At 46.6% G+C, this 26,049-nt stretch carries 22 protein-coding genes; 18 read left to right on the forward strand and 4 right to left on the reverse strand.

All coding sequences use genetic code 11. The annotated features are described in order from the left end of the window. Positions 1-335: 335 nt before the first annotated feature. From L4C42_RS15720 to L4C42_RS15765, 10 genes are all read left to right on the forward strand, one after another. Entirely contained in the window at positions 336-1,793 is a 1,458-nt protein-coding gene (locus L4C42_RS15720) for a protein adenylyltransferase SelO (RefSeq protein ID WP_429761177.1), read from the forward strand. A gap of 148 nt (positions 1,794-1,941) precedes the next feature. Next, positions 1,942-2,670, forward strand: a complete 729-nt coding sequence (locus L4C42_RS15725; protein WP_353498108.1) for a response regulator — start codon at positions 1,942-1,944, stop codon at positions 2,668-2,670. A 3-nt stretch (positions 2,671-2,673) separates the two neighbouring features. Next, positions 2,674-4,128, forward strand: coding sequence for an ATP-binding protein (locus L4C42_RS15730; protein ID WP_429761180.1), 1,455 nt, complete (start codon positions 2,674-2,676; stop codon positions 4,126-4,128). A gap of 139 nt (positions 4,129-4,267) precedes the next feature. Further along, positions 4,268-5,521: an ABC transporter substrate-binding protein gene (locus tag L4C42_RS15735; RefSeq protein WP_429761182.1), complete on the forward strand. Its 1,254-nt coding sequence runs from the start codon at positions 4,268-4,270 to the stop codon at positions 5,519-5,521. Positions 5,522-5,640: 119 nt separating this feature from the next. Next, a complete protein-coding gene (locus L4C42_RS15740; protein WP_042499000.1) occupies positions 5,641-6,570 on the forward strand; it encodes a carbohydrate ABC transporter permease in 930 nt (309 codons plus the stop codon). Next, positions 6,567-7,424, forward strand: coding sequence for a carbohydrate ABC transporter permease (locus tag L4C42_RS15745; RefSeq protein ID WP_042474016.1), 858 nt, complete (start codon positions 6,567-6,569; stop codon positions 7,422-7,424). Before L4C42_RS15740 ends, L4C42_RS15745 begins: the two co-directional genes overlap by 4 nt. 5 nt (positions 7,425-7,429) lie before the next feature. Then, positions 7,430-8,542 carry an ABC transporter ATP-binding protein gene (locus L4C42_RS15750; protein ID WP_429761185.1) on the forward strand — a complete coding sequence of 371 codons (1,113 nt, stop codon included), beginning with the start codon at positions 7,430-7,432 and terminating at the stop codon, positions 8,540-8,542. Positions 8,543-8,871: 329 nt separating this feature from the next. Then, positions 8,872-9,870 carry a TRAP transporter substrate-binding protein gene (locus L4C42_RS15755; RefSeq protein ID WP_429761187.1) on the forward strand — a complete coding sequence of 333 codons (999 nt, stop codon included), beginning with the start codon at positions 8,872-8,874 and terminating at the stop codon, positions 9,868-9,870. 75 nt (positions 9,871-9,945) lie between these two features. Then, on the forward strand, positions 9,946-10,599 hold the full coding sequence (locus L4C42_RS15760) for a TRAP transporter small permease (protein ID WP_429761189.1): 654 nt from the start codon (positions 9,946-9,948) through the stop codon (positions 10,597-10,599). Between the two features lie 2 nt (positions 10,600-10,601). Continuing rightward, on the forward strand, positions 10,602-11,963 hold the full coding sequence (locus tag L4C42_RS15765; RefSeq protein WP_429761191.1) for a TRAP transporter large permease: 1,362 nt from the start codon (positions 10,602-10,604) through the stop codon (positions 11,961-11,963). Positions 11,964-11,991: 28 nt separating this feature from the next. Here L4C42_RS15765 and L4C42_RS15770 read toward each other — a convergent pair whose 3' ends face one another. The 3 genes from L4C42_RS15770 to L4C42_RS15780 form a co-directional block, all read right to left on the reverse strand. After that, positions 11,992-12,177 (reverse strand): hypothetical protein, encoded by a 186-nt coding sequence (locus L4C42_RS15770; protein WP_429761193.1) that lies wholly within the window; start codon positions 12,175-12,177, stop codon positions 11,992-11,994. Between the two features lie 85 nt (positions 12,178-12,262). Next, the gene (locus tag L4C42_RS15775) at positions 12,263-13,606 is read right to left on the reverse strand and encodes a sigma-54-dependent transcriptional regulator (RefSeq protein WP_429761195.1); all 1,344 of its coding nucleotides are present in this window, start codon (positions 13,604-13,606) and stop codon (positions 12,263-12,265) included. After that, complete coding sequence (locus tag L4C42_RS15780; RefSeq protein WP_429761196.1) at positions 13,603-15,429, reverse strand: sensor histidine kinase; 1,827 nt, start codon at positions 15,427-15,429, stop codon at positions 13,603-13,605. The genes L4C42_RS15775 and L4C42_RS15780 overlap by 4 nt, the downstream gene beginning before the upstream one ends. A gap of 536 nt (positions 15,430-15,965) precedes the next feature. On the opposite strand from L4C42_RS15780, the gene tig reads away from it, so the two are divergent. The 7 genes from tig to L4C42_RS15815 all read left to right on the forward strand — a co-directional run bounded on the left by tig (position 15,966) and on the right by L4C42_RS15815 (position 24,870). Then, on the forward strand, positions 15,966-17,270 hold the full coding sequence (gene tig / locus L4C42_RS15785) for a trigger factor (protein ID WP_429761198.1): 1,305 nt from the start codon (positions 15,966-15,968) through the stop codon (positions 17,268-17,270). A 105-nt stretch (positions 17,271-17,375) separates the two neighbouring features. Then, positions 17,376-17,999, forward strand: a complete 624-nt coding sequence (clpP, locus tag L4C42_RS15790) for an ATP-dependent Clp endopeptidase proteolytic subunit ClpP (RefSeq protein WP_042499015.1) — start codon at positions 17,376-17,378, stop codon at positions 17,997-17,999. A 123-nt stretch (positions 18,000-18,122) separates the two neighbouring features. Then, entirely contained in the window at positions 18,123-19,403 is a 1,281-nt protein-coding gene (gene clpX, locus L4C42_RS15795) for an ATP-dependent protease ATP-binding subunit ClpX (RefSeq protein ID WP_429761200.1), read from the forward strand. A 118-nt stretch (positions 19,404-19,521) separates the two neighbouring features. Next, positions 19,522-21,873, forward strand: a complete 2,352-nt coding sequence (gene lon, locus L4C42_RS15800) for an endopeptidase La (RefSeq protein WP_429761202.1) — start codon at positions 19,522-19,524, stop codon at positions 21,871-21,873. Positions 21,874-22,067: 194 nt separating this feature from the next. Beyond that, complete coding sequence (locus tag L4C42_RS15805; RefSeq protein ID WP_006075676.1) at positions 22,068-22,340, forward strand: HU family DNA-binding protein; 273 nt, start codon at positions 22,068-22,070, stop codon at positions 22,338-22,340. Positions 22,341-22,525: 185 nt separating this feature from the next. After that, positions 22,526-24,385 carry a peptidylprolyl isomerase gene (gene ppiD / locus L4C42_RS15810; protein WP_418641659.1) on the forward strand — a complete coding sequence of 620 codons (1,860 nt, stop codon included), beginning with the start codon at positions 22,526-22,528 and terminating at the stop codon, positions 24,383-24,385. Between the two features lie 224 nt (positions 24,386-24,609). Next, positions 24,610-24,870, forward strand: coding sequence for a ComEA family DNA-binding protein (locus tag L4C42_RS15815; protein WP_418642294.1), 261 nt, complete (start codon positions 24,610-24,612; stop codon positions 24,868-24,870). Here the strand turns inward: L4C42_RS15815 and rrtA are convergent. Next, positions 24,860-25,417 carry a rhombosortase gene (gene rrtA, locus L4C42_RS15820; protein WP_353498129.1) on the reverse strand — a complete coding sequence of 186 codons (558 nt, stop codon included), beginning with the start codon at positions 25,415-25,417 and terminating at the stop codon, positions 24,860-24,862. The genes L4C42_RS15815 and rrtA overlap by 11 nt on opposite strands. Between rrtA and L4C42_RS15825 the strand changes: the two genes are divergently transcribed. Further along, complete coding sequence (locus tag L4C42_RS15825; RefSeq protein ID WP_353498130.1) at positions 25,416-26,027, forward strand: tRNA-uridine aminocarboxypropyltransferase; 612 nt, start codon at positions 25,416-25,418, stop codon at positions 26,025-26,027. The two genes, rrtA and L4C42_RS15825, sit on opposite strands and share 2 nt — an antisense overlap. Positions 26,028-26,049: the final 22 nt, after the last annotated feature.

The following is a 26,049-nucleotide window of genomic DNA, read 5'->3' on the forward strand; positions in this document are numbered from 1 at the left end:
ATCGTAGTGTAATAAAAAGGAGATATTGCCTATGCATCAAGAAATGATTCAACCTACCAACCTTGGCGTTATTAGTCGCACTTGCCTTTTCTCTCTAGGTACAGTGATCGCAATTCTTGCGATGCTCTAATAACAATACTTCTTAGGGGACAGCCCAAACGCTTCGATTCACTGCATTCTCTGTATTTAGTAGTTACTGCAGACAGCAATCTTCGCAAATGGGCGTTCCTCTAGGCGAAGCTACACACAATACCCACACTTTTCGTTTCTTTTTTAAACCCTTCTAGTCGCTATACTCATATCAATTGTCTTTGATATCTCGTAATGAGACCGATATGCCGCTGTTAGATCGAATCGCGATTACTCACCGATACACAACGTTGCCTTCCGGCTTCTATCGCTATGTTTTGCCTACTCCCCTCGACAATCCAAGATGGGTGATTTGGAATCAACCACTTGCTGAACGGTTTGGCTTTCCCGGTAACGCTAATCAATCCTCTGAGCTTTTAAAAATTTTGTCTGGCACCTCCCTCGCTGAACAATTTAAACCATTAGCGATGAAATACGCTGGGCATCAGTTTGGCATCTACAATCCAGATTTAGGTGATGGACGAGGACTATTGCTTGGGGAGCTGATCTCGGACTCTGGCAGCGTATTCGATCTACATTTAAAAGGGGCAGGGCAAACGCCTTACTCACGCTCGGGAGACGGACGCGCAGTGCTGCGTTCAACCATTCGTGAGTATTTGTGTAGCGAGGCCATGGCAGGATTGGGTATTCCAACCACTCGTGCCCTTGGCATGATGGTTACAGATACGCCTGTGTATCGAGAGAAGGTTGAATCAGGCGCCTTACTACTTCGTCTGGCAGAGACCCATATTCGTTTTGGCCATTTTGAACACTTCTTTTATACCGAGCAGCACGATCACTTACAGCATTTAGCAGATAAAGTGATTGAGTGGCACTTCCCTCAATGCCAGCACACGAAGCAGCCATATCTTGCGATGTTCGAATGTATCGTTGCATTAACAGCCGACATGATAGCCCATTGGCAAGCAAAAGGATTTGCTCATGGGGTGATGAATACCGATAACATGTCGATACTCGGCCAAACCTTTGATTATGGCCCATTCGGATTTATGGACGATTATGAGCCAGGTTATATTTGTAATCATTCAGACTATCAAGGGCGTTATGCGTTCAATAATCAGCCCTCTATCGCACTGTGGAATTTGACCGCTTTAGCGCAGGCGCTCACTCCTTTTATCGTGCGTGCAGATTTAGAGCAGGCACTTGAGCAGTTCACTCCAAGGCTTCAAAGCCAATACAGCGCCTATATACGCGCTAAGTTTGGCTTAGTTGAAAAATACCCAGAGGATGGTGCATTTTTTAATGATAGCTTCGCGTTCATGGAGTCGGAAGGTGTCGATTACACTCGTTTTTTTAGAGCTTTATCTTGTCTAGATAGCCATGATAGCGCTTCGATCATTGATTTGTTTGTAGATAGAACCAAGGCAGAGAAATGGCTCAGTGAGTACTTATTGCGCTGTGAAAAAGAGGCTCTCAAAACACCTGAGCGCTGTGAGCAGATGCGCAAAGCAAACCCGAAGTACATCCTGCGGAATTACTTGGCTCAGCAGGCTATCGATAAAGCCGAACAGGGGGACTTTTCACTCGTTCTTACACTCGCGGATGTGTTAAAAACGCCTTATGATGAACAGCCTGAGTACAACCATTTGGCAAAGATTCCGCCTGAATGGGGCAAGAGAATGGAGATTAGCTGCTCTTCTTAATGTAGGTAAACGTTCAAATTGGGCACTTCCATGTCATTTTTGTGACCTTGAGCAAAACTAAGTAGCAAAATTTATAAACGAATCAATAATAACTCCTAGCTAAAACCCTTACACTGTAGAGATCGCAGTGCAGACTTAAGGGAACATAATGCAGGCTAAGACGCACATTTTAGTTGTGGATGATGACGAGGAAATCCGTCTATTGCTTGAAGAGTATCTGACCAAAGCAGGCTTTCAAGTTTCAGGGGCGGAAGATGGCGTAGAGATGGAGCTGTTCATCAAAGCCAAGGGTTATCCGGATCTCATTTTGCTAGATGTGATGTTACCTGGTGATGATGGTTTTACGCTATGCCAGCGAGTAAGGCGCGAGTCTCAAGTGCCTATCATCATGTTGACCGCAGTATCCGATGAAACCGATCAGATTATTGGCCTTGAGATTGGTGCCGATGACTACATCGCTAAGCCGTTCAGCCCAAGGCAGTTAATGGCCCGCATTAAAGCCTTGCTACGCCGCGCACATATTCATGAAGATAAGCATGATGATACGCCGCCAAGAACCATAGACTTTGGTGATTGGCACCTCGACACTATTGCTCACCGAATGACGAATAGAGCTAATGGGCGCAGCCACGATCTTTCCGGTAGTGATTTTGCGCTGTTGATGCTATTTCTATCGCGTCCGAATGAAATTCTTGACCGAGATACCATCTCTTTTGCCACGCGCGGCCGTGAAGCGCTGCCTTATGAACGTGGGATTGATGTTCAATTGAGCCGTATTCGTAATCGTCTTGGAACCAGTAAAGCGTTTCCTCACTATATCAAAACCATGCGTGGTAATGGTTACATCCTTTCAGTGCCTGTGGAATACGGTCAATAATTCATGTCTAGAACACGCTGGTTCAAGCGATTGAGCCCGAACTCTCTGGTTGCTCGAACGCTACTGCTGACTCTGCTTGCAGTTTTTTGCTCTCAGAGTGTTCTGACTGCCATTTGGTATCAGAAAACCAAGCAGGATGAACTCTCTGGTATTCGCGATACGTCAGCCAGCATGGCGACTATGTTTGCTTCTACCGTGACCTTTTTTCAAAAGTTACCGATTAAGTACCGTCATATCGTGCTGGATCAAATCCGTAATATGGGGGGTACTCGTTTCTTTGTTTCCTTTAATCATGAAGAGCTGTTGGTTGAGCCCATTCCAGATACGCCGCTAAAAGAAGCGGCGATGATGTCGGTGAAAAGGGTGCTGATTGATAAGCTTCCAACCATCGAAGCGGTCAAGGTGGATTTCTCAAAGGCTGAGAATCTAAGGTTACTTAAAAACGATATTTTTCTTAATGATTTACCCAGGTCGTGGGCTCACCATACGTTGACCTTGGGACCGCTAGATCCACCGATTTTGGTGGTACAGCTCAAGCTCAAGCAAGGGGAGTGGATTTATATCGCTGCTTTGCTGCCTTCTCCTTATATGCAGCTCGATGATCAGTTTTTCTCTAAAGACCAGTTGGTGTTTTTGGTTATTTTTACCTCACTGATGCTGCTACTGACATTTTTGCTTGTACGAGCACAAGTGAAACCACTGAAACGTTTGGCGAAAGCCGCCAATGAAATGAGCATGGACATTGATCAGTCGCCACTAAAAGAAGAAGGGGCAACGGAGCTAGTGACCGCAACGCGGGCATTCAACCGCATGCAAACTCGAATTAGAAAGTATGTGTCTGATAGAGAACATTTATTTTCTTCCATCTCTCATGACTTAAAAACACCTATCACCCGACTGAGACTGCGTGCTGAATTACTTGACGATGACGCTAGGCGTTACAAGTTCAACCAAGATCTCGATGATCTAGAGATGATGGTTAAAGGCGCATTGCAGTGTGTACGTGATACGGATTTGCATGAGAATAATGACTTTGTCGATCTCAATGAGATGATCAGAAACGTCTCGGAAACCTACAATCAGGTGCACACGCAAGTGAGTTTTACAGCGCTGCAAATGGAGCCAGTGGTACTTAAACCTTTGGCGATTAAGCGTGTGTTAACCAACCTCATCGACAATGCAGTGAAGTACGGTAAGCATGCTTTTGTATCCATCGAAGAGAATCCGACATGGATCGTTGTCACAATTCTAGACAAAGGTAATGGCATTCCAGAAGCGCAATTAGAAGCGGTTTTTGAGCCTTATACTCGTCTCGCGAATGATAAAGATGGGCACGGTTTAGGTCTTGGAATTTGCCGCAGCATCTTGCACGGCCTGGGCGGAGACCTTGTGCTACAAAATTCAGAGCAAGGTGGTTTAGAGGTGAAAGTCTATATTCCACCTAATTTAGAAGCTTAGTGATAGATTTCACAGTGTAACATCTCTGTTACCTTGAGTTAACAGTTTGTTGCAATGAGGATTGCTGGTTTTTTCTACACTATGTATCGAACAGGGGCAAGAATAGCCCTTTGTCTAATCCAATACATGGAAGATAACAATGAAAATGAATAAAACCCTACTGACTCTATCCCTCGCTGCTGCCACCCTACCTTCGCTGTCTAGTGCAGGTGAAGTGGAAGTCCTTCACTGGTGGACCTCTGGTGGTGAGGCGAAATCCGTACAAGAACTGAAGGCGATGTTAGAAGAGCAAGGTCACTCTTGGAAAGACTTTGCTGTTGCAGGCGGTGGCGGTGAAAGTGCGATGACAGTACTAAAAACGCGCGCAGTGTCTGGTAATCCACCTTCTGCGGCACAAATCAAAGGTCATGATATTCAGGAGTGGGGCGGCTTGGGCTTCCTAACTAACCTTGATAGCGTGGCACAATCTGGCGGTTGGGATCAAAGTGTTCCTAGCATGGTGACTGACATCATGAAATTCAACGGTGAGTACGTGGCAGTGCCCGTCAACGTGCACCGTGTTAACTGGCTTTGGGCTAACCCAGAAGTTCTGAAAAAAGCCGGTGTTGAAGTTCCGAAAACGCTGGATGACTTCTTTGCCGCAGCAGAGAAAATCAAAGCAGCAGGTTTTATCCCTCTCGCACACGGTGGTCAACCATGGCAAGACGCAACGGTATTTGAAGCGGTTGCTCTGGATGTACTAGGTTCAGATGATTATCGTAAAGCATTCGTCGACCTAGATATGGACACGCTATCAGGTGACAAGATGGTGGAAGTCTTCACCAAGTTCCAAAAAGTGCATGACTACATCGATGCGAACTCTCCAGGCCGTGACTGGAACGTTGCAACCTCGATGGTGATCAATGGTGAAGCGGCAATGCAGATCATGGGTGACTGGGCGAAAGGTGAGTTCACTGCTGCTGGTAAGGTACCGGGCAAAGACTATATCTGTGCTCCAGCTCCGGGTACAGATGGCCAGTTCACGCATAACGTTGATAGCTTCGCGTTCTTTGAAATCAAAGATGAAAGCAACGTAGCAGCGCAAAAAGCGTTAGCAGCAACTATCTTGGATAAGAAATTCCAAGAAGTGTTCAACCTCAACAAGGGTTCCATCCCAGTTCGTACCGATATGGACATGAGCGCGTTTGACCAATGTGCTCTGGACTCAATGGCGAGCTTCAAAGCAACGGCGAAAACCGGTGATCTTGTACCGAGTATGGCTCATGGCATGTCGACGACCAGTTACGCTCAAGGTGCCATCTACGACGTAGTCACAAACTTCTTTAATGATCCAAAAGCGGATCCAAAAGAAGCAGCACAAAAGCTAGCGAAAGCAGTTAAAGCGGCTATCTAGTCACTTCCTCCTAAACTAAGCGTTAAAGCTGACTCTCTCCCTTGAATTAGGGAGAGAGCGGTGCCTTGCACCCTTAGCGCTTGCTCAATTCCGAAAGCAGTTATCAGTAAGGAAAAGTTATGGAGCAGGCTTTGAATGCACAAGACTCGAATAAGCAGTCCGCGCCAAAACTCAGCTTGGTAGATCGCCTTCAACATTGGCTACCCAAAATAGTCATGGCACCCACCATGCTGGTTACCGTAGTGTGTATCTACGGGTTCATCTTTTGGACCGCGGCGATCTCATTAACCAACTCGCGTTTTCTCCCTTCGTTTAACTTTGTCGGCTTTACTCAATATGAGAAGCTGATGGAGAACGACCGTTGGATCACTTCTATTACCAATCTTGGTATTTTTGGCGTGTTGTTCATGCTAATTGCGATTGTCCTCGGTGTGGGACTCGCAATATTGCTTGACCAAAATATCCGCCAAGAAGGCGCAATTCGTACTATCTATCTCTACCCGATGGCACTCTCTTTCATTGTCACAGGTACGGCGTGGAAATGGATCTTAAACCCAGGTCTCGGCATCGAAAAGCTCATGCATGACTGGGGTTTCGAAAACTTTAAGTTTGATTGGCTGGTCAACTCCGATATGGCGGTTTATACCCTAGTGATAGCGGCGGTTTGGCAATCATCTGGCTTTGTGATGGCGATGTTTCTAGCCGGGCTTCGCGGTATTGATTCGTCGATCATTAAAGCGGCGCAAATCGATGGTGCAAATTTGCCAACTATCTATTGGAAAATCATTCTGCCTTGTCTGCGCCCGGTGTTCTTTAGTGCAGTCATCATTACGTCTCACATCGCCATCAAGAGTTTCGACTTGGTGACAGCGATGACCGCAGGCGGCCCTGGTTACTCCTCTGACTTACCAGCGCTCTTCATGTACGCACACTCATTTACCCGTGGTCAGGTTGGTCTCGGCGCAGCGAGTGCCATGATGATGCTCGCAGGGATATTGGCGATTTTGGTTCCGTACTTGTACTCAGAACTTAGGGAGAAGAAATCATGAATACGTCGATGAATCTCTCAAGACTTTTTATCTACTCGGCGTTGACCTTCTTCTGCTTGGTATACCTGATGCCACTGTTTGTTATGGTCATCACCTCATTTAAGACGCTGCCTGACATTAAGGCTGGCAACCTGATGTCGCTACCAACAGAGTGGGTATTTGACGCATGGAGCAAAGCATGGAGTAGCGCTTGTACTGGCGTTAAATGTGAGGGGGTAAAGAGCTATTTCTGGAACTCATTCCAAATGGTGATCCCGGCCGTGGCAATTTCAACCTTGCTTGGTGCGTTCAACGGTTATGTGATCACTAAGTGGAAGTTCCGAGGCTCAGATCTGTTTTTTAGCTTGCTACTGTTCGGATGCTTTATTCCATTTCAAGTCATCTTGCTACCTATGGCAGCACTACTTGGCAAACTAGGTCTGGCGAACACAACTGCGGGTTTAGTCGCGGTACACGTTATCTATGGTATGGCGTTTACGACACTGTTTTTCCGCAACTTCTACATTGCGGTGCCGGATGAGCTCGTCAAGGCGGCCAAACTCGATGGCGCAGGCTTCTTCACCATCTTCTTTAAAATCCTGCTGCCACTCTCGACACCTATCATCATGGTGACAGTGATTTGGCAGTTCACCTCAATTTGGAATGACTTCTTATTCGGGGTCGTCTATTCAGGCTCAGAGACGCAACCAATAACGGTCGCACTCAACAACTTGGTCAACACGAGTACTGGCGTCAAAGAGTACAACGTTGATATGGCCGCTGCGATCATCGCTGCGTTGCCAACGCTGGTGGTCTACGTACTGGCAGGGAAGTATTTTGTTCGCGGTCTCACTGCGGGTTCAGTAAAAGGATAATCAACATGGCAACATTAGAACTTAAACAGATCCGCAAGACCTATCGCAATGCGGACAACGAAACCCTCAAAGGTATCGATATCAGTATCGACTCCGGTGAGTTCCTTATCCTTGTTGGGCCATCGGGCTGCGGCAAATCGACTTTGATGAACACCATTGCGGGTCTTGAGGATATCAGCGCAGGTGAAATCGTGATTGATGGTCGTGATGTCGCTCAGGTACAGCCAAAAGATCGTGATATCGCTATGGTGTTTCAATCTTACGCCCTTTATCCAAACATGACGGTACGTGGCAACATCGCCTTTGGTCTAAAAATTCGCAAGATGCCCCAAGAGCAAATTGATGCCGAAGTCAATCGCGTTGCTGAGATGCTACAAATCGACCATCTTCTCGATCGCAAACCATCGCAGCTCTCAGGCGGTCAAAGACAAAGGGTAGCAATGGGCCGAGCGCTGGCGCGACGTCCTAAGCTTTACTTGTTTGATGAGCCGCTGTCTAACCTAGATGCGAAGCTGCGTGTTGAGATGCGCCATCAGATAAAGCGCCTCCATCAGCAGTTAAATACGACGATTGTGTATGTAACGCATGACCAAATCGAAGCGATGACGCTCGCTGATCGCATCGCAGTCATGAAAGACGGTGAGTTGCAGCAATTGGGCACACCCAAAGAGATCTATAACGAGCCAAACAATATGTTTGTCGCAGGCTTTATGGGCTCACCATCGATGAACTTCATCAAGACACGTGTTGATTTGGATGAGAATGATAAGCCGATTATTCGTGTGTTCTCTGGTGACAATCAGCAGCACGTCGTTGCTCTGCCTGACTCATTACGTCCACAAGACGGCAATGAGATTGTGATTGGTCTGCGCCCTGAACACATCACTGAAAAGCTGGAAGAAGAGACGGCCGTTGCGACTCAAGTGAACCTTAAGTTGGAAGTACTTGAGCCAACAGGGCCTGATGTCATCGCTATGGTTAAGGTCAATGACCAAGAAGTAGCGTGTCGTTTGTCTCCTGAGTTTGATGCCAGTGTGGGTCAAGTAGCGCCGCTGTACTTTGACATGTCTAAGGCGGTGTTTTTTGATGCTGTGACTGAGGAGAGGTTGTTGGTGTAGGGCTGTGGGGCTTGATGCTTCGCGTTTTTAAAGAGCTTTACCCCTCCTAGTCTCCCCTTATAACGGGGCGCGCAGCCGGGGGAGCTAGAGGGGGTGCTCTTCTTTTTCCTCTACTCTCCCAACAAAACTTTTCGGCCATTTCCCACCAATCCCCCAACTCCCCATGTGTCACTTTCCACCCATTATCTAACCCCAAACTCGAACCTATCAAGTGATAATGATCCTATTTGATTGAAAAGTAACAACTATTTAACACTGGCACCCTTATTGCTCCTTAATACCCATCAGTACCCATAGACGGGACTGCATCAATCCAAAGGAGAATAATAATGTTAAAGCCTCTATCCCTACTGTCTGCCTCTGCTCTTGCTCTTGTTAGCTTCAATGCCGCTGCGAACTGTGACCCGGGTGAAATCGTCATCAAGTTCAGTCATGTAACCAATACGGACAAGCACCCGAAAGGTATCGCTGCGTCATTGCTCGAAGAGCGTGTGAATACTGAGATGAACGGTAAAGCGTGTATGCAGGTATTCCCCAACTCGACACTGTACGATGACAACAAAGTTCTCGAAGCCCTTTTGAACGGCGATGTTCAACTTGCCGCTCCTTCACTTTCTAAATTCGAGAAGTTTACTAAGAAATACCGCATCTTCGATTTGCCATTCCTGTTTGAAAACGTGGAAGCGGTGGATCGTTTCCAAAACTCAGAATCGGGTGAACAACTGAAAAATGCGATGAAACGTCGCGGCCTGCAAGGACTTGCGTTTTGGCATAACGGCATGAAACAGATGTCGGCGAACAAGCCGCTTTTGGTACCGGGTGATGCGAAAGATCTGAAGTTCCGTGTTCAAGCATCAGACGTACTGGTTGCGCAGTTTGAGCAGCTCGGTGCTAACCCTCAGAAAATGTCGTTCAAAGAAGTGTATGGCGGCCTACAAACTAAGGTTATTGATGGTCAGGAGAATACTTGGTCAAACATATACGGTAAGAAATTCTTCGAAGTACAGGACGGTGTTACAGAAACCAACCACGGCATTCTTGATTACCTAGTCGTGACTTCTCGCGAATTCTGGGATGGTATGCCAGAAGACACCCGTAAGCAGTTTGCACAAATCCTAAAAGAAGTGACTGACACCCGTAATGCTGAGTCAACCAAGGTAAACCTAGCCAACAAGAACAACATTGTTGAGTCGGGCGGTGTGGTGCGTACTCTGACGCCAGAACAACGTCAGCAGTGGGTAGAAGCGCTTCAACCGGTATGGCAGAAGTTTGAGAAAGACATCGGCTCTGATCTCATCGAAGCGGCGCTAGCGTCTAACCAACAATAACCATTAAGCCGTACATGGCCTCACCGGATGTGAGGCCATCTCCCTGTCCCAATTATTACAAAAGCGATGTATCACATGGAACAGTCTCTTATTTCTCGTATTGGTAAGGTCACCGATGCCTTTGAAGAAACGCTGATCGCGTTCTTTCTTGGTGCGATGACGCTGTTGACCTTTGCCAATGTTATTTCTCGTTATGTGTTTAACGACAACATTTTGTGGGCACTTGAACTGACCGTCTTTATGTTCGCCTGGATGGTGCTGGTTGGTGCGTCCTACGGTGTGAAGAAACACTTTCATATCGGTGTGGATGTGGTGATCAATATGGTGTCGGAGAAGCACCGTAAGCTGTTTGCTATCTTGTCTGTTTTGGCTTGTCTAACATTCTCTGTCCTACTTCTCATCGGCTCATGGAACTATTGGTATCCGTTTGTCACCGAGAGAGCTTGGTATGAAACCGATGATATTCCCATGCCTGAAATGCTGCAGTTTTTATCAGATTGGCTCAATGAAGGTGAGCGCTATGAAAAAATGCCGCGCTTTATTCCTTATATGGCACTGCCTATTGGTATGTCGATGCTGACATTTCGATTTACCCAGGCAGCGTACCAAATTATCACCGGAAAACTGGATCGCTTAATTGCCGGCCATGAAGCGGAAGAAGATCTGGAAGCGCTGAAAGCTGAAATGCAAGATAACGCGTTTGATAACGTTAAGGACAAGGATAAATAAGCATGGACATTCTATTACTCTTTTTGATGGTGATAGGCTTTATGCTTATCGGGGTGCCGATCGCGGTATCACTTGGCCTATCGAGTATTCTATTTCTTTTGATGCATTCAGACGCATCATTGGCGTCGGTGGCGCAAACCCTGTTTAATGCATTTGCCGGTCACTACACACTTCTGGCGATTCCCTTCTTTATTTTGGCATCAAGCTTTATGTCCACGGGCGGTGTAGCGAAGCGAATTATTCGTTTTGCGATTGCAATGGTAGGCTGGTTCCGTGGTGGTCTTGCGATGGCATCGGTAGTGGCGTGTATGATGTTTGCGGCTCTGTCTGGCTCGTCGCCAGCGACGGTGGTTGCCATCGGTAGTATCGTTATCGCAGGTATGATCAAAAACGGCTACACCAAGGAGTTTGCCGCAGGGGTTATCTGTAACGCGGGCACTTTAGGCATTCTTATTCCACCTTCCATTGTTATGGTGGTCTATGCGGCTGCAACTGATGTGTCAGTCGGCCGTATGTTCCTTGGCGGCGTTATTCCTGGGCTACTAGCGGGTCTCATGCTGATGATCGCCATTTACATTGCCGCAAAAGTAAAAGGGCTTCCCAAGCAGCCATTTGTGGGCTGGAAAGAGGTGTTTGATTCTGCCCGTGAGGCGAGTTGGGGTTTGCTGCTGGTAGTCATCATTCTAGGTGGTATCTACGGCGGGGTATTCACCCCTACGGAAGCAGCGGCAGTGGCAGCGGTTTACTCGTTCATGATTGCCAATTTTATCTACAAAGATATGGGGCCGTTTGCGGATAAAGAAAATACTAAGCCAGTGCTTATTAAAGTGTTTGAGACCTTTGTACACAAAGATACCAAGCACACGCTTTTTGAAGCGGGTAAGCTCACCATCATGCTGCTGTTTATCATCGCTAACGCACTGATCCTTAAGCACGTGCTGACTGAAGAACGTATTCCACAGATGATCACCGAATCCATGTTATCTGCGGGTTTGGGGCCTATTACCTTCCTGATTGTAGTGAACGTTCTGTTGCTTATTGGTGGTCAGTTTATGGAACCGTCAGGCCTACTGATTATTGTGGCACCCTTGGTGTTCCCAATTGCTATCGCGCTTGGCATCGACCCTATTCATCTAGGGATTATGATGGTAGTGAATATGGAAATAGGCATGATAACGCCACCTGTTGGGCTCAACTTGTTTGTGACGGCGGGTGTGGCGAAGATGTCGATGATGGGCGTAGTGAAAGCCGCACTGCCATGGGTGGCCGTGATGTTCTTGTTCCTGATCATCGTGACTTACGTGCCTTGGGTGTCAACTTGGTTACCAACGACCTTGATGGGCCCGGAAATCATCACCAAATAAATAAGCGCAAAAAAGCAAAAGGAGGTCGTTAGACCTCCTCATCAATATGCTTACCGTAATTCTCGCGCGGATCGGATTGAAAACGTCTTTCATACAGAACACGTTTTGACTTTATCTTGCGTCTTTCCCCAGTAGCGACACGTTGCTCAACGTAAAAAATGCCATCTATCTCAACTGTGTCAGAAATGAAGGGCACTTTGGTTTTTTCCCCCATAACGACTCCTTATTAATAATCTTGTATGCAACTCTTTGGCTACACTTTCAAGTATAGGAGATATGTATCACAGTTCTACCTTATTTTAGCTGTCGCTTTTGTAGGACTCCTTAATAAGCTGATATTTCTGCATTTTATCGTACAATGTTTTTCTCGGGACATTGAGCTTTTCCATGGTTTGCTTAATGCTGCCATGGGTGTCAACCAGAGCCTGCTCAATGACACTTTTTTCAAACAATCCCACCTGTTCAGCGAGGCTTTGGCCACGCTCTTGGTCATCATTTTGGGCATTACCGGCTTGAATTTTACCAAGCAGGACAAAACGCTCGGCACAGTTTCTCAGCTCTCTAACATTACCAGGCCAATCATGGCTGATTAATTGGCTGAGTTCTGCCGCGGAGAGTGCGTTGGCGGTTTTGCCATAACGCGATGCTGCGACCAGTTGAAAGTGGTGAAAAAGCGCTGCGATATCATCTTTTCGGTCTCGAAGCGGGGGGAGGTCAAGCGTGACGATATTCAGGCGGTAATAGAGATCTTGGCGAAAATCACCCTTTAATGACGCTTGGTTGAGATCGGCTTTGGTTGCTGCGATGACGCGAATATTTAGTGGGATGAGGGTATTGGAGCCTACTCGCTCGATAGCGCGCTCTTGTAATACACGCAGCAAGCGGATCTGTGCCTGCATTGGCATTGACTCAATTTCATCAAGAAATAGTGTGCCCCCTTGGGCATGTTCAAACTTACCAATCCGAGTATTCTCTGCACCAGTAAATGCGCCTTTCTCATGACCGTACAGCTCGCTTTCAATTAAGTTTTCAGGCACTGCACCACAGTTGACGGCGACAAAGTTAGCATCGCGCCTACTGCTTTGCTCGTGCAGCGAACGGGCGACCAACTCTTTCCCTGTTCCCGTTTCACCAAAGAGCAGAATATCGGCATCAGTATCGGCAATCATTCCAATCGTCTCACGCAGAGTTTGAATTACAGGGGTGTCGCCAATGATCCTCGGGCCTAGCGTTTGGCTTGCCTTTAGAGAGCGCTTTAGCTGTTCGTTCTCTAAGGTAAGGTGGCGCTTTTCAATTGCTCTTTGGGTAGTCTCAATCAAGCGTTCAGCGGAAAACGGTTTTTCAATGAAATCGTAAGCACCATCTTGGATTGCCTGAACGGCCATGGAAATATCGCCATGCCCAGTAATCAAAATTACAGGAATACCATCGTAATGATGACTGATGGTGTTGAGTAGATCTAAACCTGACAAACCGGGTAAGCGAATATCGGAAATTATGGCCAAGGGCGTTTCTTGCTTGAGAACGAGTAGGGCATCCTCAACACTGGCAAAACACCTTGCGTCGATATCGGAAAGCTCGAAGCTTTGTTCCAAGGCGATTCGAATATCAGATTCATCATCAATAAAAAACACTTGGCTCATACAGGCTTCCTTGTGGATGTTTTGGCGGGTTGATTGGATGCTTTTATAGATTGAGAAAAAGGTAGCTCGACGCTAAAGCGCGCGCCACCAAGAGCGGACTCGCTCACATGGATGTGTCCATCGAGGTTGTGAATAATTTGCTGTGAGATCGAAAGCCCAAGCCCTAAGCCGTTTTCTTTGGTGGTGTAAAAAGGCTCAAACAGGGTTGGCGAGGAGTAATCGGCCAGTCCCGGGCCAGAATCGTCAACATGGATCATGACTGCCGAATCTGTGAGCTCTATAGTTAAATTTAACCGCTTTTCGGTGCAACTCTCCATCGCTTGCATGGCATTGGTCATTAGATTGATCAGCACTTGTTCAAGTTGAATTGGGTTGATGAGGACTAGGATATCTTGCTGATCGACGACGCAATCCAGTTTAACCTGATGGCTCTTAAGCTGCGGTTGGATAAGCTCAATAGTCGAAAACACCACGGGCGCCAATTTCACTTCACTAAGTTCATTGGCATCACTGCGTCTGGCAAAGGATTTGAGCTGCTGACTGATCTTGGCCATTCGCTCGGTAAGGGCAACAATACGGCTAAGGTTATCTTTAGCTCGATCGACCTTGTGTTTGTCGATAAAGCGCTGACCATTTTCAGCAAAGCTGCGGATAGCGGCGAGTGGATTGTTAAGCTCATGGCTAATGCTGGCCGACATCTGCCCTAGCACCGCCAGTTTGGCTGCTTGAACCAACTCATCTTGAGCTTGTCGAAGCGCTTTTTCGGTTTTGACACGCTCATCAATTTCTACATGTAACTTCGCTGTTCTTTCCATCACTTGAAATTCAAGTTTTTGCTTCGCTTCTGCTTGCAGTTGCTCGATTTGCCTGTGGCGGTACCGGCGATTTTCGGCAAGGGCAACGAACAGATAGATTGAAATAAACACCAAAGCTAGCACGCTGATAAAACCGATCAGGTCGACGTAGAGCGCAGATAGTGGCGTCAGCACGCGCAGTATCAGATTGGGAATCCCAGACTCCCGTTGAGTGGCTAAGTAGTGCTTAGTAAAGAGGTTCCCTTTGGGATTGGTAAGCAAGGTAGTGCTTGCCAACAGGTCACCTTGAAAGCCGAGGCTTTTGATATGGGTTTGCAGATATTGTCTAGAGTCTCGGACGGTGGTGAGTGTGTCTTCGTCAATATTCGTTAGGCTGTTAAATAGCCACTCAGAGTCGCTAGACATAAACACAATGTTGTTGCTATCGGTGGCCACGTAAATGCTGGTGTCGCTTTGCCAACTTCGCTCAATGGAAGAGAGATCCATTTTCACCACGACCACGCCGATGTGGTCTGCGGCATAAGTTACGGGAAACGAGTAATAGTATCCTCTCTGTCCTGAAGTAGAACCTAGCGCAAAGTAGGCGCTCTGTTTGCCTTCAATCGCATATTGAAAATAAGGGCGAAAAGCAAAGTTCTTGCCGACAAAGGAATGGGGAAGATTCCAGTTACTCGAAGCGATAGTGTTGCCGTAGCGGTCTAGCAGGTAAGTGTCGGAGGCAAGAATGATTTTGTTCGCTTGCTGCAGGTAACGATTGGTCACTTCAATTTGAGCCGAGTTATTGGGCGCTTGCAATGCATCGACTAACTCTTTGTCTTGAGACAAAAGTTGGGGAATATGACGGTATTTGTCGAGCTTGCTATCTATGGTTTCAACAAAGCGATTGAGCCAGTTTTGATGCTGTAATTGCATCGTCTCTAAGCTGTGATGCCAGTACCAATGCCCCGCAGCAGTGGAGATAAAAACAAACAGCGCTATAAAGCTCACTAAAATTCGTTTTAATCGCATGAAACTACCTCTACAGCCTAACACCTATAGGTTAACGAATATGACTAACTTGTGGCGAAAAAGTTATGAATTCTGAGAGGTGGAAAAGCTGCAAAACAGGAGCAAGATCTCTTTTTTAGTCTTTCACTAAAAAAAGCCCTTCAATCTCTTGAAAAAGACGATATTGTCCCCATTTCAATGTGGACTTGGGAGAAAACAGCAATGATTCCCCAATTCTTTGAGTAATTAGCGACAAAAGCGTCGATTGACCCGACTTCGACTCGACAGGGTAGGTGGAGATCGCTAGAATGTCGCGTCTGAAATTTTGTCCTGAGACTAATCAGAGATGCCTTTAAGTTGACCCGTTCAGCATGACGAAGACGTCACTCATTAGTCCGATAACCAAAGCAAGGTGCTCTATAAAGTGCCGCTGACTGGTTATCGATGCTCATTTTAAAGAAGTACCTTTGGGTACTAACAAGGATGAAGCGGAAATATCTTTGAGATATTGACGCTCATACGCTCAGCCAACACTGAGCCAAACTGAGGTTTATACAATGCAAGTTACTGTTGAAACTCTAGAGGGCCTAGAGCGCCGTCTAAACATTACTGTTCCTGCTGCTAACATCGAAGACGCAGTGACAGCTGAACTACGCAACATCGCGAAAAACCGTCGTTTCGATGGTTTCCGTAAAGGCAAAGTGCCAATGAAGATGGTTGCTAAAATGTACGGCCAAGCAGTACGTCAAGACGTGATGGGTGAAGTTATGCAACGTCACTTCATCGAAGCAATCGTTTCTGAAAAAATCAATCCAGCAGGTGCACCAACTTTCGCTCCTGTTGAGAACGAAGCTGGTAAAGATCTAGTATTCACTGCAACTTTCGAAGTGTACCCAGAAGTAGAACTTAAGGGTCTAGAGAGCGTTGTTGTTGAAAAACCAACGACTGAAGTACAAGACGCAGACGTTGAAGAGATGATCGAAACTTTACGTAAGCAACAAGCATCTTGGACTGACGTTGAAGAAGCTGCTGAAGACGGCAAGCGTGTAACTATCGACTTCACTGGTTCTATCGACGGTGAAGAGTTCGAAGGCGGTAAAGCTGAGAACTTCCCACTAGAAATGGGCGCTGGTCGCATGATCCCAGGCTTCGAAGACGGTATCCAAGGTAAGACTGCGGGTATGGAATTCGAAATCGACGTAAACTTCCCAGAAGATTACCACGCTGAAAACCTAAAAGGTAAAGCGGCTAAGTTCCTAATCAAAGTGATCAAGGTTGAAGCTCAAGAACTACCAGAAATCAACGACGAGTTCGTTGCTAAGTTCGGTGTTGTTGAAGGTGGCGTTGACGCTCTTAAAGCAGAAGTTCGCAAGAACATGGAGCGTGAGCTTAAGCAAGCAATCAAGAACCGCATCAAAGAGCAAGCTCTTGACGGTCTAGTTAAAGAGAACGACATCGACGTTCCTGCTGCGCTAATCGATCAAGAAATCGGTGCTCTACGTCAGCAAGCTGCACAACGCTTCGGCGGCAACCCAGAAGCTGCTGCACAGCTTCCACGTGAGCTATTCGAAGAGCAAGCTAAGCGCCGCGTAGTGGTTGGTCTTCTTCTAGGTGAAGTGATCAAGTCTGAAGAGCTAGAAGCTAGCGATGAGAAAGTGAAAGAGCTTATCTCTGAAATGGCAACAGCATACGAAGATCCATCAGAAGTTATCGCTTACTACGAGCAAAACGAGCAAATGATGAACAACATGCGCAACGTTGCACTAGAAGAGCAAGCGATCGACGCGATCCTAGCTAAAGCACAGGTTTCTGACAAAGAAGTTAGCTTCAACGAGCTAATGAACCAACAGCCTGCAGCTTAATAAGCAATATCTTGTATAGAAGGTTGACTTAGAGTCGACTTCTCTGCTAACAATGGTCCGTATGATGTTTATCATCCGGGCCATTTATTTTAGGGACATAAGAATATGAGCTACCAAGAAAAAAATGCAATGTCGCCAATTATGAACGCGCTAGTACCTATGGTGGTTGAACAAACTTCCCGTGGCGAACGCTCTTACGATATTTATTCGCGACTTCTAAAAGAACGAATCATTTTCTTGACTGGTCAAGTGGAAGACAACATGGCGAACCTCATCGTCGCCCAAATGCTTTTCCTAGAATCAGAAAATCCTGACAAAGATATTTTCCTTTACATCAACTCACCAGGCGGCAGTGTTACTGCGGGTATGTCTATCTACGATACCATGCAGTTCATCAAGCCTAACGTCAGCACGCTATGTACTGGTCAAGCATGCTCGATGGGTGCTTTCCTACTTGCTGGTGGTGCGCCAGGTAAACGCTTTGCGCTACCAAACTCTCGCGTAATGATTCACCAACCACTTGGTGGTTTCCAAGGTCAGGCGTCAGACATTCAGATCCACGCGCAAGAGATCCTGACAATCAAAGAGAAGCTAAACAAACTTCTTGCTGAGCACTCGGGCCAACCAATCGAAGTGGTTGAAAAAGATACTGACCGTGACAACTTCATGTCAGCGGCTCAAGCAGCTGAATACGGTATTATCGACGAAGTTTTAACCCATCGCGGTTAACCCGTCATCGTTTGAGTGAAATAAGACTGGATTGCGGCCCTTGAAAAATGAATTCTCGGGCGCAATATAGTCTAAATTGATATACACTCAAAACATAGAAAGTAAAGGCTAAGAGGTTAGCGAATGACAGATAAAAGCAAAGAGGGCGGTAGCGGTAAACTGTTGTACTGCTCTTTCTGTGGTAAAAGTCAGCACGAAGTTCGCAAGCTAATCGCAGGTCCGTCTGTTTACATTTGCGATGAATGCGTTGATTTATGCAACGACATTATCCGTGAAGAAATCAAAGATGTGCTGCCGAAGAAGGAATCTGAAGCGTTGCCAACGCCAAGAGACATTCGCGCGCACCTAGACGATTACGTAATCGGTCAAGACTATGCGAAGAAAGTTCTCTCTGTTGCCGTGTACAACCATTACAAGCGCTTGCGCAATGGTGATACAACGGCTGACGGTGTTGAACTCGGTAAGAGTAACATCCTTCTTATCGGTCCAACGGGTAGTGGTAAAACGCTACTTGCTGAGACGCTTGCACGTTTCCTTGATGTTCCATTCACTATGGCCGACGCAACAACACTAACCGAAGCCGGTTATGTTGGTGAAGACGTAGAAAACATCATTCAGAAACTACTGCAAAAGTGCGACTACGACGTAGCAAAAGCAGAGCGTGGCATCGTTTATATCGATGAAATCGATAAGATCTCACGTAAGGCTGAAAACCCGTCAATCACACGTGATGTGTCTGGCGAAGGTGTTCAGCAAGCACTACTTAAACTGGTTGAAGGTACTATCGCTTCTGTACCACCTCAAGGTGGTCGTAAGCATCCACAGCAAGAGTTCTTGCAAGTGGACACGTCTAAAATCTTATTTATCTGTGGCGGTGCGTTTGCCGGCCTAGATAAAGTGATTGACCAACGTGTAGCGACAGGTACGGGTATTGGCTTTGGCGCGGAAGTTCGCTCTAAAGACGAATCTAAAACCGTTGGTGAGCTATTCACTCAAGTAGAGCCAGAAGATTTGGTGAAATACGGCCTTATCCCTGAGTTCATTGGACGTCTTCCGGTCACAACGACCCTGACGGAACTTGATGAAGATGCACTTATCCAAATCCTAAACGAGCCTAAGAACGCCCTGACTAAGCAGTATGGCGCGTTGTTCGAGCTTGAAGGTGTTGAACTTGAGTTCCGCGAAGATGCATTGCGTGCCATTGCTGCCAAGGCAATGGAGCGTAAAACAGGTGCTCGTGGCCTTCGTTCAATCCTTGAAGGCGTGCTTCTAGAAACCATGTATGAGCTACCATCGGCAACCGATGTGAGCAAAGTGGTTATCGATGAAAGCGTGATAAATGGCGAGTCAGAACCGCTACTTATCTACACCAACAACGACAATCAAGTGGCAAGCGCAGAGTAATTTGCCAAGTTCACTCAAAAAGGAGGTATTGATTACCTCCTTTTTTTATTTTCTTTATTGAATCCAACGATTACGCCCCCATATACTGAAAATAATACTAAGCGGAAGAGAGAATAATATGAACTTGGAACGTTCCGAGCGTATAGAAATCCCGGTATTGCCTCTGCGCGACGTTGTGGTTTACCCACACATGGTGATTCCTTTGTTTGTTGGCCGCGAAAAGTCGATCAGCTGTTTAGAAGCTGCGATGGACAATGACAAGCAAGTACTCCTAGTAGCTCAAAAAGAAGCAGATACTGAAGAGCCAAAAATTGATGACCTGTACACTACAGGTACAGTGGCGACGATTCTACAGCTGCTCAAATTGCCTGACGGTACAGTGAAGGTACTGGTTGAGGGTCAGCAACGAGCGAACATCAGCAGCTACCGTGACGAAGACTTTTTTGTTGCGGATGCAGAATTCCTAATTACTCCTGAACTTGAAGAGCGTGAAGAAGAAGTTATTGTGCGCAGCGCGATTGACCAATTCGAAGGCTTTATCAAGCTCAACAAAAAAATCCCACCAGAAGTGCTCACCTCTCTGGGTGGAATTGATGAAGCAGCGCGTCTTGCAGACACCATCGCTGCACATATGCCATTAAAACTTGCTGACAAACAGCAAGTGCTTGAGCTACTTGATGTGACTGAGCGTCTCGAGTTCTTGATGGGGCAAATGGAATCTGAAATCGACTTGTTACAAGTTGAGAAGCGAATTCGCGGCCGCGTTAAGAAGCAGATGGAGAAATCTCAGCGCGAGTACTACTTGAATGAGCAAATGAAGGCTATCCAGAAAGAGTTGGGTGACCTTGATGATGCGCCAGATGAGTTCGAGACGCTAAAAGCGAAAATCGAAGAATCAAAAATGCCGGCGGAAGCAAAAGAGAAGACAGAACAAGAGCTGCAGAAGCTTAAGATGATGTCTCCTATGTCAGCGGAAGCAACGGTGGTTCGCAGTTATATCGATTGGATGGTAGGCGTACCGTGGGCGAAGCGCTCTAAGGTTAAGAAAAACCTCGCTAAAGCAGAAGAAGTACTGAATGAAGACCACTACGGTCTAGAGCGCGTGAAAGAACGCATTCTGGAGTACTTGGCGGTACAAAACCGTATCAACAAGCTTAAAGGTCCAATCCTTTGTCTTGTCGGTCCTCCAGGCGTAGGTAAGACTTCTCTAGGTCGCTCTATTGCAGCTGCAACGGGTCGTAAGTACGTTCGTATGGCGCTTGGCGGCGTGCGTGATGAAGCGGAAATCCGCGGTCACCGTCGTACCTACATCGGCTCTATGCCCGGTAAGCTGATTCAGAAAATGTCGAAAGTGGGTGTTAAGAACCCGCTGTTCCTCCTTGATGAAATCGATAAGATGTCATCGGATATGCGTGGCGACCCGTCATCTGCTCTGCTTGAGGTTCTAGATCCAGAACAAAACAATGCCTTTAACGATCACTACCTTGAGGTGGATTACGATCTGTCAGACGTTATGTTTGTGGCGACGTCGAACTCGATGAACATCCCTGGCCCTCTTCTAGACCGTATGGAAGTGATTCGTCTGTCAGGTTATACCGAAGACGAGAAGCTTAACATTGCAACGCGTCACCTTGTATCGAAACAGGTACAACGCAATGGTCTGAAGCCGCACGAGATTGAAATTGAAGACTCTGCGATCATCGGCATCATCCGTTACTACACTCGCGAAGCGGGCGTACGTAGCCTAGAGCGTGAAATCTCGAAGATTTGTCGTAAAGCGGTGAAGAACATCCTACTTGACCCAGCACTGAAGAAGGTGACGGTCAACCAAGACAATCTGAAAGAATATCTTGGCGTACAGCGCTTCGACTACGGCAAAGCTGATGACAGCAACCGTATTGGTCAGGTGACTGGCCTCGCCTGGACAGAAGTAGGCGGCGACTTACTGACTATCGAAACAGAAGCGATGGTTGGTAAAGGCAAGCTAACGCAAACGGGCTCACTTGGCGACGTGATGCAAGAGTCTATTCAAGCAGCGATGACGGTAGTTCGTTCTCGCGCTGAAAAGTTAGGTATCAATACCGACTTTTACGAGAAGCGTGATATCCACGTACACGTACCAGAAGGGGCAACACCTAAAGATGGCCCAAGTGCGGGTATTGCGATGTGTACCGCGCTGGTTTCTAGCTTGACGGGTAACCCAGTGAAAGCAGAAGTGGCGATGACGGGTGAAATCACCTTGCGTGGCGAAGTACTGCCAATTGGTGGCTTGAAAGAGAAGCTGCTTGCTGCACACCGCGGTGGTATCAAAACCGTGTTGATTCCAAAGGACAATGAACGTGATCTAGAAGAGATTCCTGATAACGTCATTGCTGATTTGAAGGTGATTCCTGTTCAATGGATTGACGAAGTTCTTGAGGTAGCACTTGAGCGAGCACCGCTTGGAGCGGCGTTTGAGCCTGTAAAATAGTGATGTGCCCCAAATTTAGCTAAAAGAAATACGCTGATAAGTAAAAAAAGCTTGTCAGCGTTTTTTTGTGGCACTAACTTTAGCTATGTAACTCTGAAGCCCTTGTTGGACAAGGCTTGGAGTCTTTAACTACGAGAATGGAACTAACGTTACCTTTAAAAAATAATAATTAGGTAACAGAAAGGGGAAACACAGTGAACAAAACACAATTAGTGGAAAAAATCGCAGAAAACGCAGATCTATCTAAAGCTTCAGCTGGTCGTGCACTAGACGCTTTCATCGAAGCAGTTAGCACTACTCTAGAAGAAGGTGATCAAGTGGCTCTAGTTGGCTTTGGTACATTCAGCGTACGTACTCGTGCTGCTCGTACTGGTCGTAACCCAAAAACTGGCGAAGAGATCCAAATCTCTGAAGCTAAAGTTCCTGCATTCAAGGCGGGTAAAGCGCTTAAAGACGCTTGTAACTAATCTTTTGTTGCAGTTAGTCGTAAATCTTACATTGACTGCACAAAAATTAAGCTTTCAACAAGCTTGATCGACAAATAAAGTCGAACCTTTTTTAAATATGCGCATCTTACTGATGCGCATTTCTTTTTCTGATATTATCCCATGCAGTTGAAGATAACCCTTCCTTTCTGGAGAGTAATAAAATTATGATGGAGCGAATTCGCGAGGGCGTGAATAGCATCGCGGTTAAAATTATCTTAGGACTCATTATTTTGTCTTTTGTGTTTGCAGGTGTTGGCAGCTATATCGCTGGCGGTATCGGTAACACAGCTGCCAAAGTGGGTAATGTTGAGATCGGTCGTGGCGAGTTTGAGCAGGCGTATCAAAACGAGCGTAATCGTATGCAGTCGCAAATGGGCGAGTACTTCTCGACTCTACTTGGCGACCCAAGCTATGTCGCTTCTTTCCGTAAATCGGTACTCGATCGCATGATCGACGATGTGCTCATTGAGCAACACGCGGAATCTCTAGGTCTTCGCATCAGCGATTCTCAAATTCGTACTATGATGCTTGAAATGCCGCAGTTTCAAAACGACGGCAAATTTGACTCAGAACTTTACCAAGCAACGCTACGTCGTGCTGGTTTCACTGCTGACAGCTTTGCAGAATACCTTCGTCGTGACCTAGTGCGTAGCCAATTGCTAAGCGCACTTCAAGGCAGCGAATTCACATTGCCAAGTGAAATTGAAACACAAGGCAAACTGCTGACTCAAACACGTGACATTAAAACTCTTACGCTATCGCTTGAAGAGTTTGCTAACAAAGCCGTGATTACAGACGAAGAAGTCCAGCAGTACTACCAAGAAAACCCTGCTCAATTTACTCGCCCAGAGCAAGTAAAAGTATCTTACATCGAGCTATCAGCACAAGCGCTTAAAGACAGCGTAACAGTGACAGATGAAGATGTTACGCAATACTACGATGAGCACCTAGATAAGTACTCGACGGATGAGCAACGTGAAGTTAGCCACATTCTTGTTCAAGGTGATGATGAAGCGAAAGCACAAGCTATCCTTGATGAGCTAAATGCAGGCGCAGACTTTGCAACGTTAGCGCAAGAAAAGTCTGAAGATATCGGCAGTGCTGAAGAAGGCGGTTCACTAGGTTGGATTGAACGTGACGTTATGGATCCTGCGTTCGAAGAAGCCGCATTTGCACTGGTTAACGTTGGCGATCGCACTGGTCTGGTTAAATCTGACTTCGGTTACCACATCATTCAATTGGACGCGGTTAAAGCATCAGAATCTAAGCCACTTGCTGAAGTGAAAGCTGAGATTGTTGCTGAGCTTAAAGACCAAGTTGCGATTGATGAGTTCTACAGCCTGCAAAATGAGCTAGAGAAAGTCGCGTTCGAATACCCAGATTCATTGGATGACGCAGCAGAGGCCGTTAACCAGAAGGTGGTAACGACTGACTTTATCTCGCAAATCGATGCACCTGAAATCTTGAAGTCAGCGACAGTGATGCAAGCTATTCAATCACCAGAAGTGAAAGAAGATGGCCTGAACTCTGAAGTGATGGAAGTGGCTCCTGAGCACATCATTGTGGTTCGTGTTGACGACCTTCGCGAGCAAACTGTACTTCCTATCGAAGAGGTGCAAGAGCAAGTTGAAACTCAGCTAGCGAAAGTGAAAGGTGAGCAAGCGGCAATGGAACTTGGTGTTCAACTGGTTAATGAGCTTAAAGAAGGCATATCGGATGCGCTTAACGCAAACGGTCTAACCTTTGGTGAGCTAGAAACTATCGATCGCAGTTCACCTCTAGCAGGTACTGTGTTCGCAATGTCTAAACCAGAAGAAGGTGCAGCAAGCTTCGCTCAAACTAAAGACATGCAAGGCAATGTTGTTGTCGTTGAACTGAACAAAGTGATGTCAGATTACAACAGTGCTTACAACGAGCAAATTGGTGCACAGATGATTCGTGAGGCGACTCAGCAAGACATCAGCTCTGTGATTGCTATCCTACGCAGTAACACTGAAATTGAGTACTTCCTAGACGCTCAATAATCAGGTGCTCAGCTATTACCAGCTCGGTAAGCTGAGACAGTATTAGTTCATTCACACTTGAATGTAACTGATAGTTCAATAATAACGGACTGCTTATGCAGTCCGTTATAGTTTCACCCTGTCAGACTTCCATCCAAATTCGCTTCCATTATGTTGGCTCACTCCTAAACCAACTACAAATAGGGACAATCATGAAATTACTCACAACACTTTGGCTTGCAGTTATGTTGCTAGCGGCGCCTACCGCCACTGTATGGGCCGCTGACGGTGACAAACTGGAAGGTATAGACATTACGGTAAATATTAACCAAGCCGAGCCAGAGGAGCTGGCAGAGCTCTTAAAAGGAGTCGGTATTGAGAAGGCGCAAAAGATTGTTGATTATCGCAAGCAGCACGGTAAGTTCACGTCTGCTGATGATTTAACCCAGGTCAAAGGCATCGGCGCAGCGACGGTAGAAAAAAACCGCGACCGAATTACCCTTTAACGGCTGCGCTGCGATAGTGGTAGAGTAGTGCCAATCCAAAGCCCGCGGCTAATCCAATAGCGTGGGCTTGTACTGCCACATTAGCTTCAATTAACGCTGATGTTGCCGCCGACCCACCAAAATACAGCTCCCATCCTACTTTCACCCCCCCACCAATCACCAACAGCCAGCTTGATTTTCGACTCTCAAGAGACTCTTTAAGCGCCCAAAACGCGAAGATAGCGTGCAAAATGCCAGAGAGTCCCAAATAGTAGCTGAGTGAACTAAGGAGCAGACCAGTGCCAATTACAGCGGCGCTGAAAAGGGTGACTGACATTAGGAGGCGCCAGTTGGGACGAAACAGATAACAGATCACCCAGAGAGCGGCTAGGTTCATGCCAAGGTGTGCTAAGTTGGTGTGTGAGAAATTTCCTGTTACTATCCGCCACCACTGGCCGGAGTATATAGCCAGTTTGTTCCATTCAACCCAGTTCTGTAGCGCAGGGATTTGCAGTAATGCGCACAGTAAACTAAACAGCGATAGCCTTATGACGAAAGAAGTGTCCATGTCTCGTTATTGTCCAAAATGCCTCAAAGCTAAGCGGGCATGTATTTGTCAGTGGATAGAACGCATCCACTGTGACACACAATTGATCATTTTGCAGCATAGCAGTGAAGAAAAGCGGCCACTGGGTACGGCACGCATTCTGTCGCTTTCCCTTAAGAATGCACGTTTGTTTATTGGCGAAGATTTTAGTCTGCATGACGAGCTCAATACGTTACTGGACGATAAGCGCTATCAAAGTGTGGTTCTCTATCCGGGAGAGGGTGCGCGAACAGTGTCTGAGGTGAAAACTAAGGCGGGGCATAAACCGCTCCGCGTCATACTGCTTGATGGTACGTGGAAGAAAGCCTTTAAAATGTGGAAGCTATCGACCAACTTACATTCGCTAGCTCTTGTAAAACTTGCCGATGATTTGATAGGTGACTACCGTATTCGAAAAGCCCCATCAAGTAATGCGCTGTCGACGGTTGAAGCAGGCTTTCATCTGCTTGAGTCGATTGAACCTAATGTCGACTTTACGCCGTTAATTACAGCGTTCAATGAGATGATCGGCTTTCAAATCGACAATATGCCAAAAGGTGTGTTTGAGCGAAATTATTCAGGGAAGCGTTAGTTCAGGGAAGCGTTAGTGGCGA

The sequence above is a fragment of the Vibrio wakamikoensis genome (genome assembly GCF_050337275.1).
GTDB lineage: Bacteria > Pseudomonadota > Gammaproteobacteria > Enterobacterales > Vibrionaceae > Vibrio > Vibrio chaetopteri.

What these genes read in the sequence shown, in the direction of transcription:
- tig (WP_429761198.1), top strand. Translation starts at nt 15,966, where the DNA reads ATGCAAGTTACTGTTGAAACTCTAGAGGGCCTAGAGCGCCGTCTAAAC.
- L4C42_RS15730 (WP_429761180.1), top strand. Translation starts at nt 2,674, where the DNA reads ATGTCTAGAACACGCTGGTTCAAGCGATTGAGCCCGAACTCTCTGGTT.
- ppiD (WP_418641659.1), top strand. Translation starts at nt 22,526, where the DNA reads ATGATGGAGCGAATTCGCGAGGGCGTGAATAGCATCGCGGTTAAAATT.
- L4C42_RS15780 (WP_429761196.1), bottom strand. Translation starts at nt 15,429, where the DNA reads ATGCGATTAAAACGAATTTTAGTGAGCTTTATAGCGCTGTTTGTTTTT.
- L4C42_RS15735 (WP_429761182.1), top strand. Translation starts at nt 4,268, where the DNA reads ATGAAAATGAATAAAACCCTACTGACTCTATCCCTCGCTGCTGCCACC.
- L4C42_RS15720 (WP_429761177.1), top strand. Translation starts at nt 336, where the DNA reads ATGCCGCTGTTAGATCGAATCGCGATTACTCACCGATACACAACGTTG.
- L4C42_RS15745 (WP_042474016.1), top strand. Translation starts at nt 6,567, where the DNA reads ATGAATACGTCGATGAATCTCTCAAGACTTTTTATCTACTCGGCGTTG.
- L4C42_RS15755 (WP_429761187.1), top strand. Translation starts at nt 8,872, where the DNA reads ATGTTAAAGCCTCTATCCCTACTGTCTGCCTCTGCTCTTGCTCTTGTT.
- rrtA (WP_353498129.1), bottom strand. Translation starts at nt 25,417, where the DNA reads ATGGACACTTCTTTCGTCATAAGGCTATCGCTGTTTAGTTTACTGTGC.
- L4C42_RS15770 (WP_429761193.1), bottom strand. Translation starts at nt 12,177, where the DNA reads ATGGGGGAAAAAACCAAAGTGCCCTTCATTTCTGACACAGTTGAGATA.
- clpX (WP_429761200.1), top strand. Translation starts at nt 18,123, where the DNA reads ATGACAGATAAAAGCAAAGAGGGCGGTAGCGGTAAACTGTTGTACTGC.
- L4C42_RS15815 (WP_418642294.1), top strand. Translation starts at nt 24,610, where the DNA reads ATGTTGCTAGCGGCGCCTACCGCCACTGTATGGGCCGCTGACGGTGAC.
- clpP (WP_042499015.1), top strand. Translation starts at nt 17,376, where the DNA reads ATGAGCTACCAAGAAAAAAATGCAATGTCGCCAATTATGAACGCGCTA.
- L4C42_RS15765 (WP_429761191.1), top strand. Translation starts at nt 10,602, where the DNA reads ATGGACATTCTATTACTCTTTTTGATGGTGATAGGCTTTATGCTTATC.
- lon (WP_429761202.1), top strand. Translation starts at nt 19,522, where the DNA reads ATGAACTTGGAACGTTCCGAGCGTATAGAAATCCCGGTATTGCCTCTG.
- L4C42_RS15725 (WP_353498108.1), top strand. Translation starts at nt 1,942, where the DNA reads ATGCAGGCTAAGACGCACATTTTAGTTGTGGATGATGACGAGGAAATC.
- L4C42_RS15775 (WP_429761195.1), bottom strand. Translation starts at nt 13,606, where the DNA reads ATGAGCCAAGTGTTTTTTATTGATGATGAATCTGATATTCGAATCGCC.
- L4C42_RS15825 (WP_353498130.1), top strand. Translation starts at nt 25,416, where the DNA reads ATGTCTCGTTATTGTCCAAAATGCCTCAAAGCTAAGCGGGCATGTATT.
- L4C42_RS15750 (WP_429761185.1), top strand. Translation starts at nt 7,430, where the DNA reads ATGGCAACATTAGAACTTAAACAGATCCGCAAGACCTATCGCAATGCG.
- L4C42_RS15740 (WP_042499000.1), top strand. Translation starts at nt 5,641, where the DNA reads ATGGAGCAGGCTTTGAATGCACAAGACTCGAATAAGCAGTCCGCGCCA.
- L4C42_RS15760 (WP_429761189.1), top strand. Translation starts at nt 9,946, where the DNA reads ATGGAACAGTCTCTTATTTCTCGTATTGGTAAGGTCACCGATGCCTTT.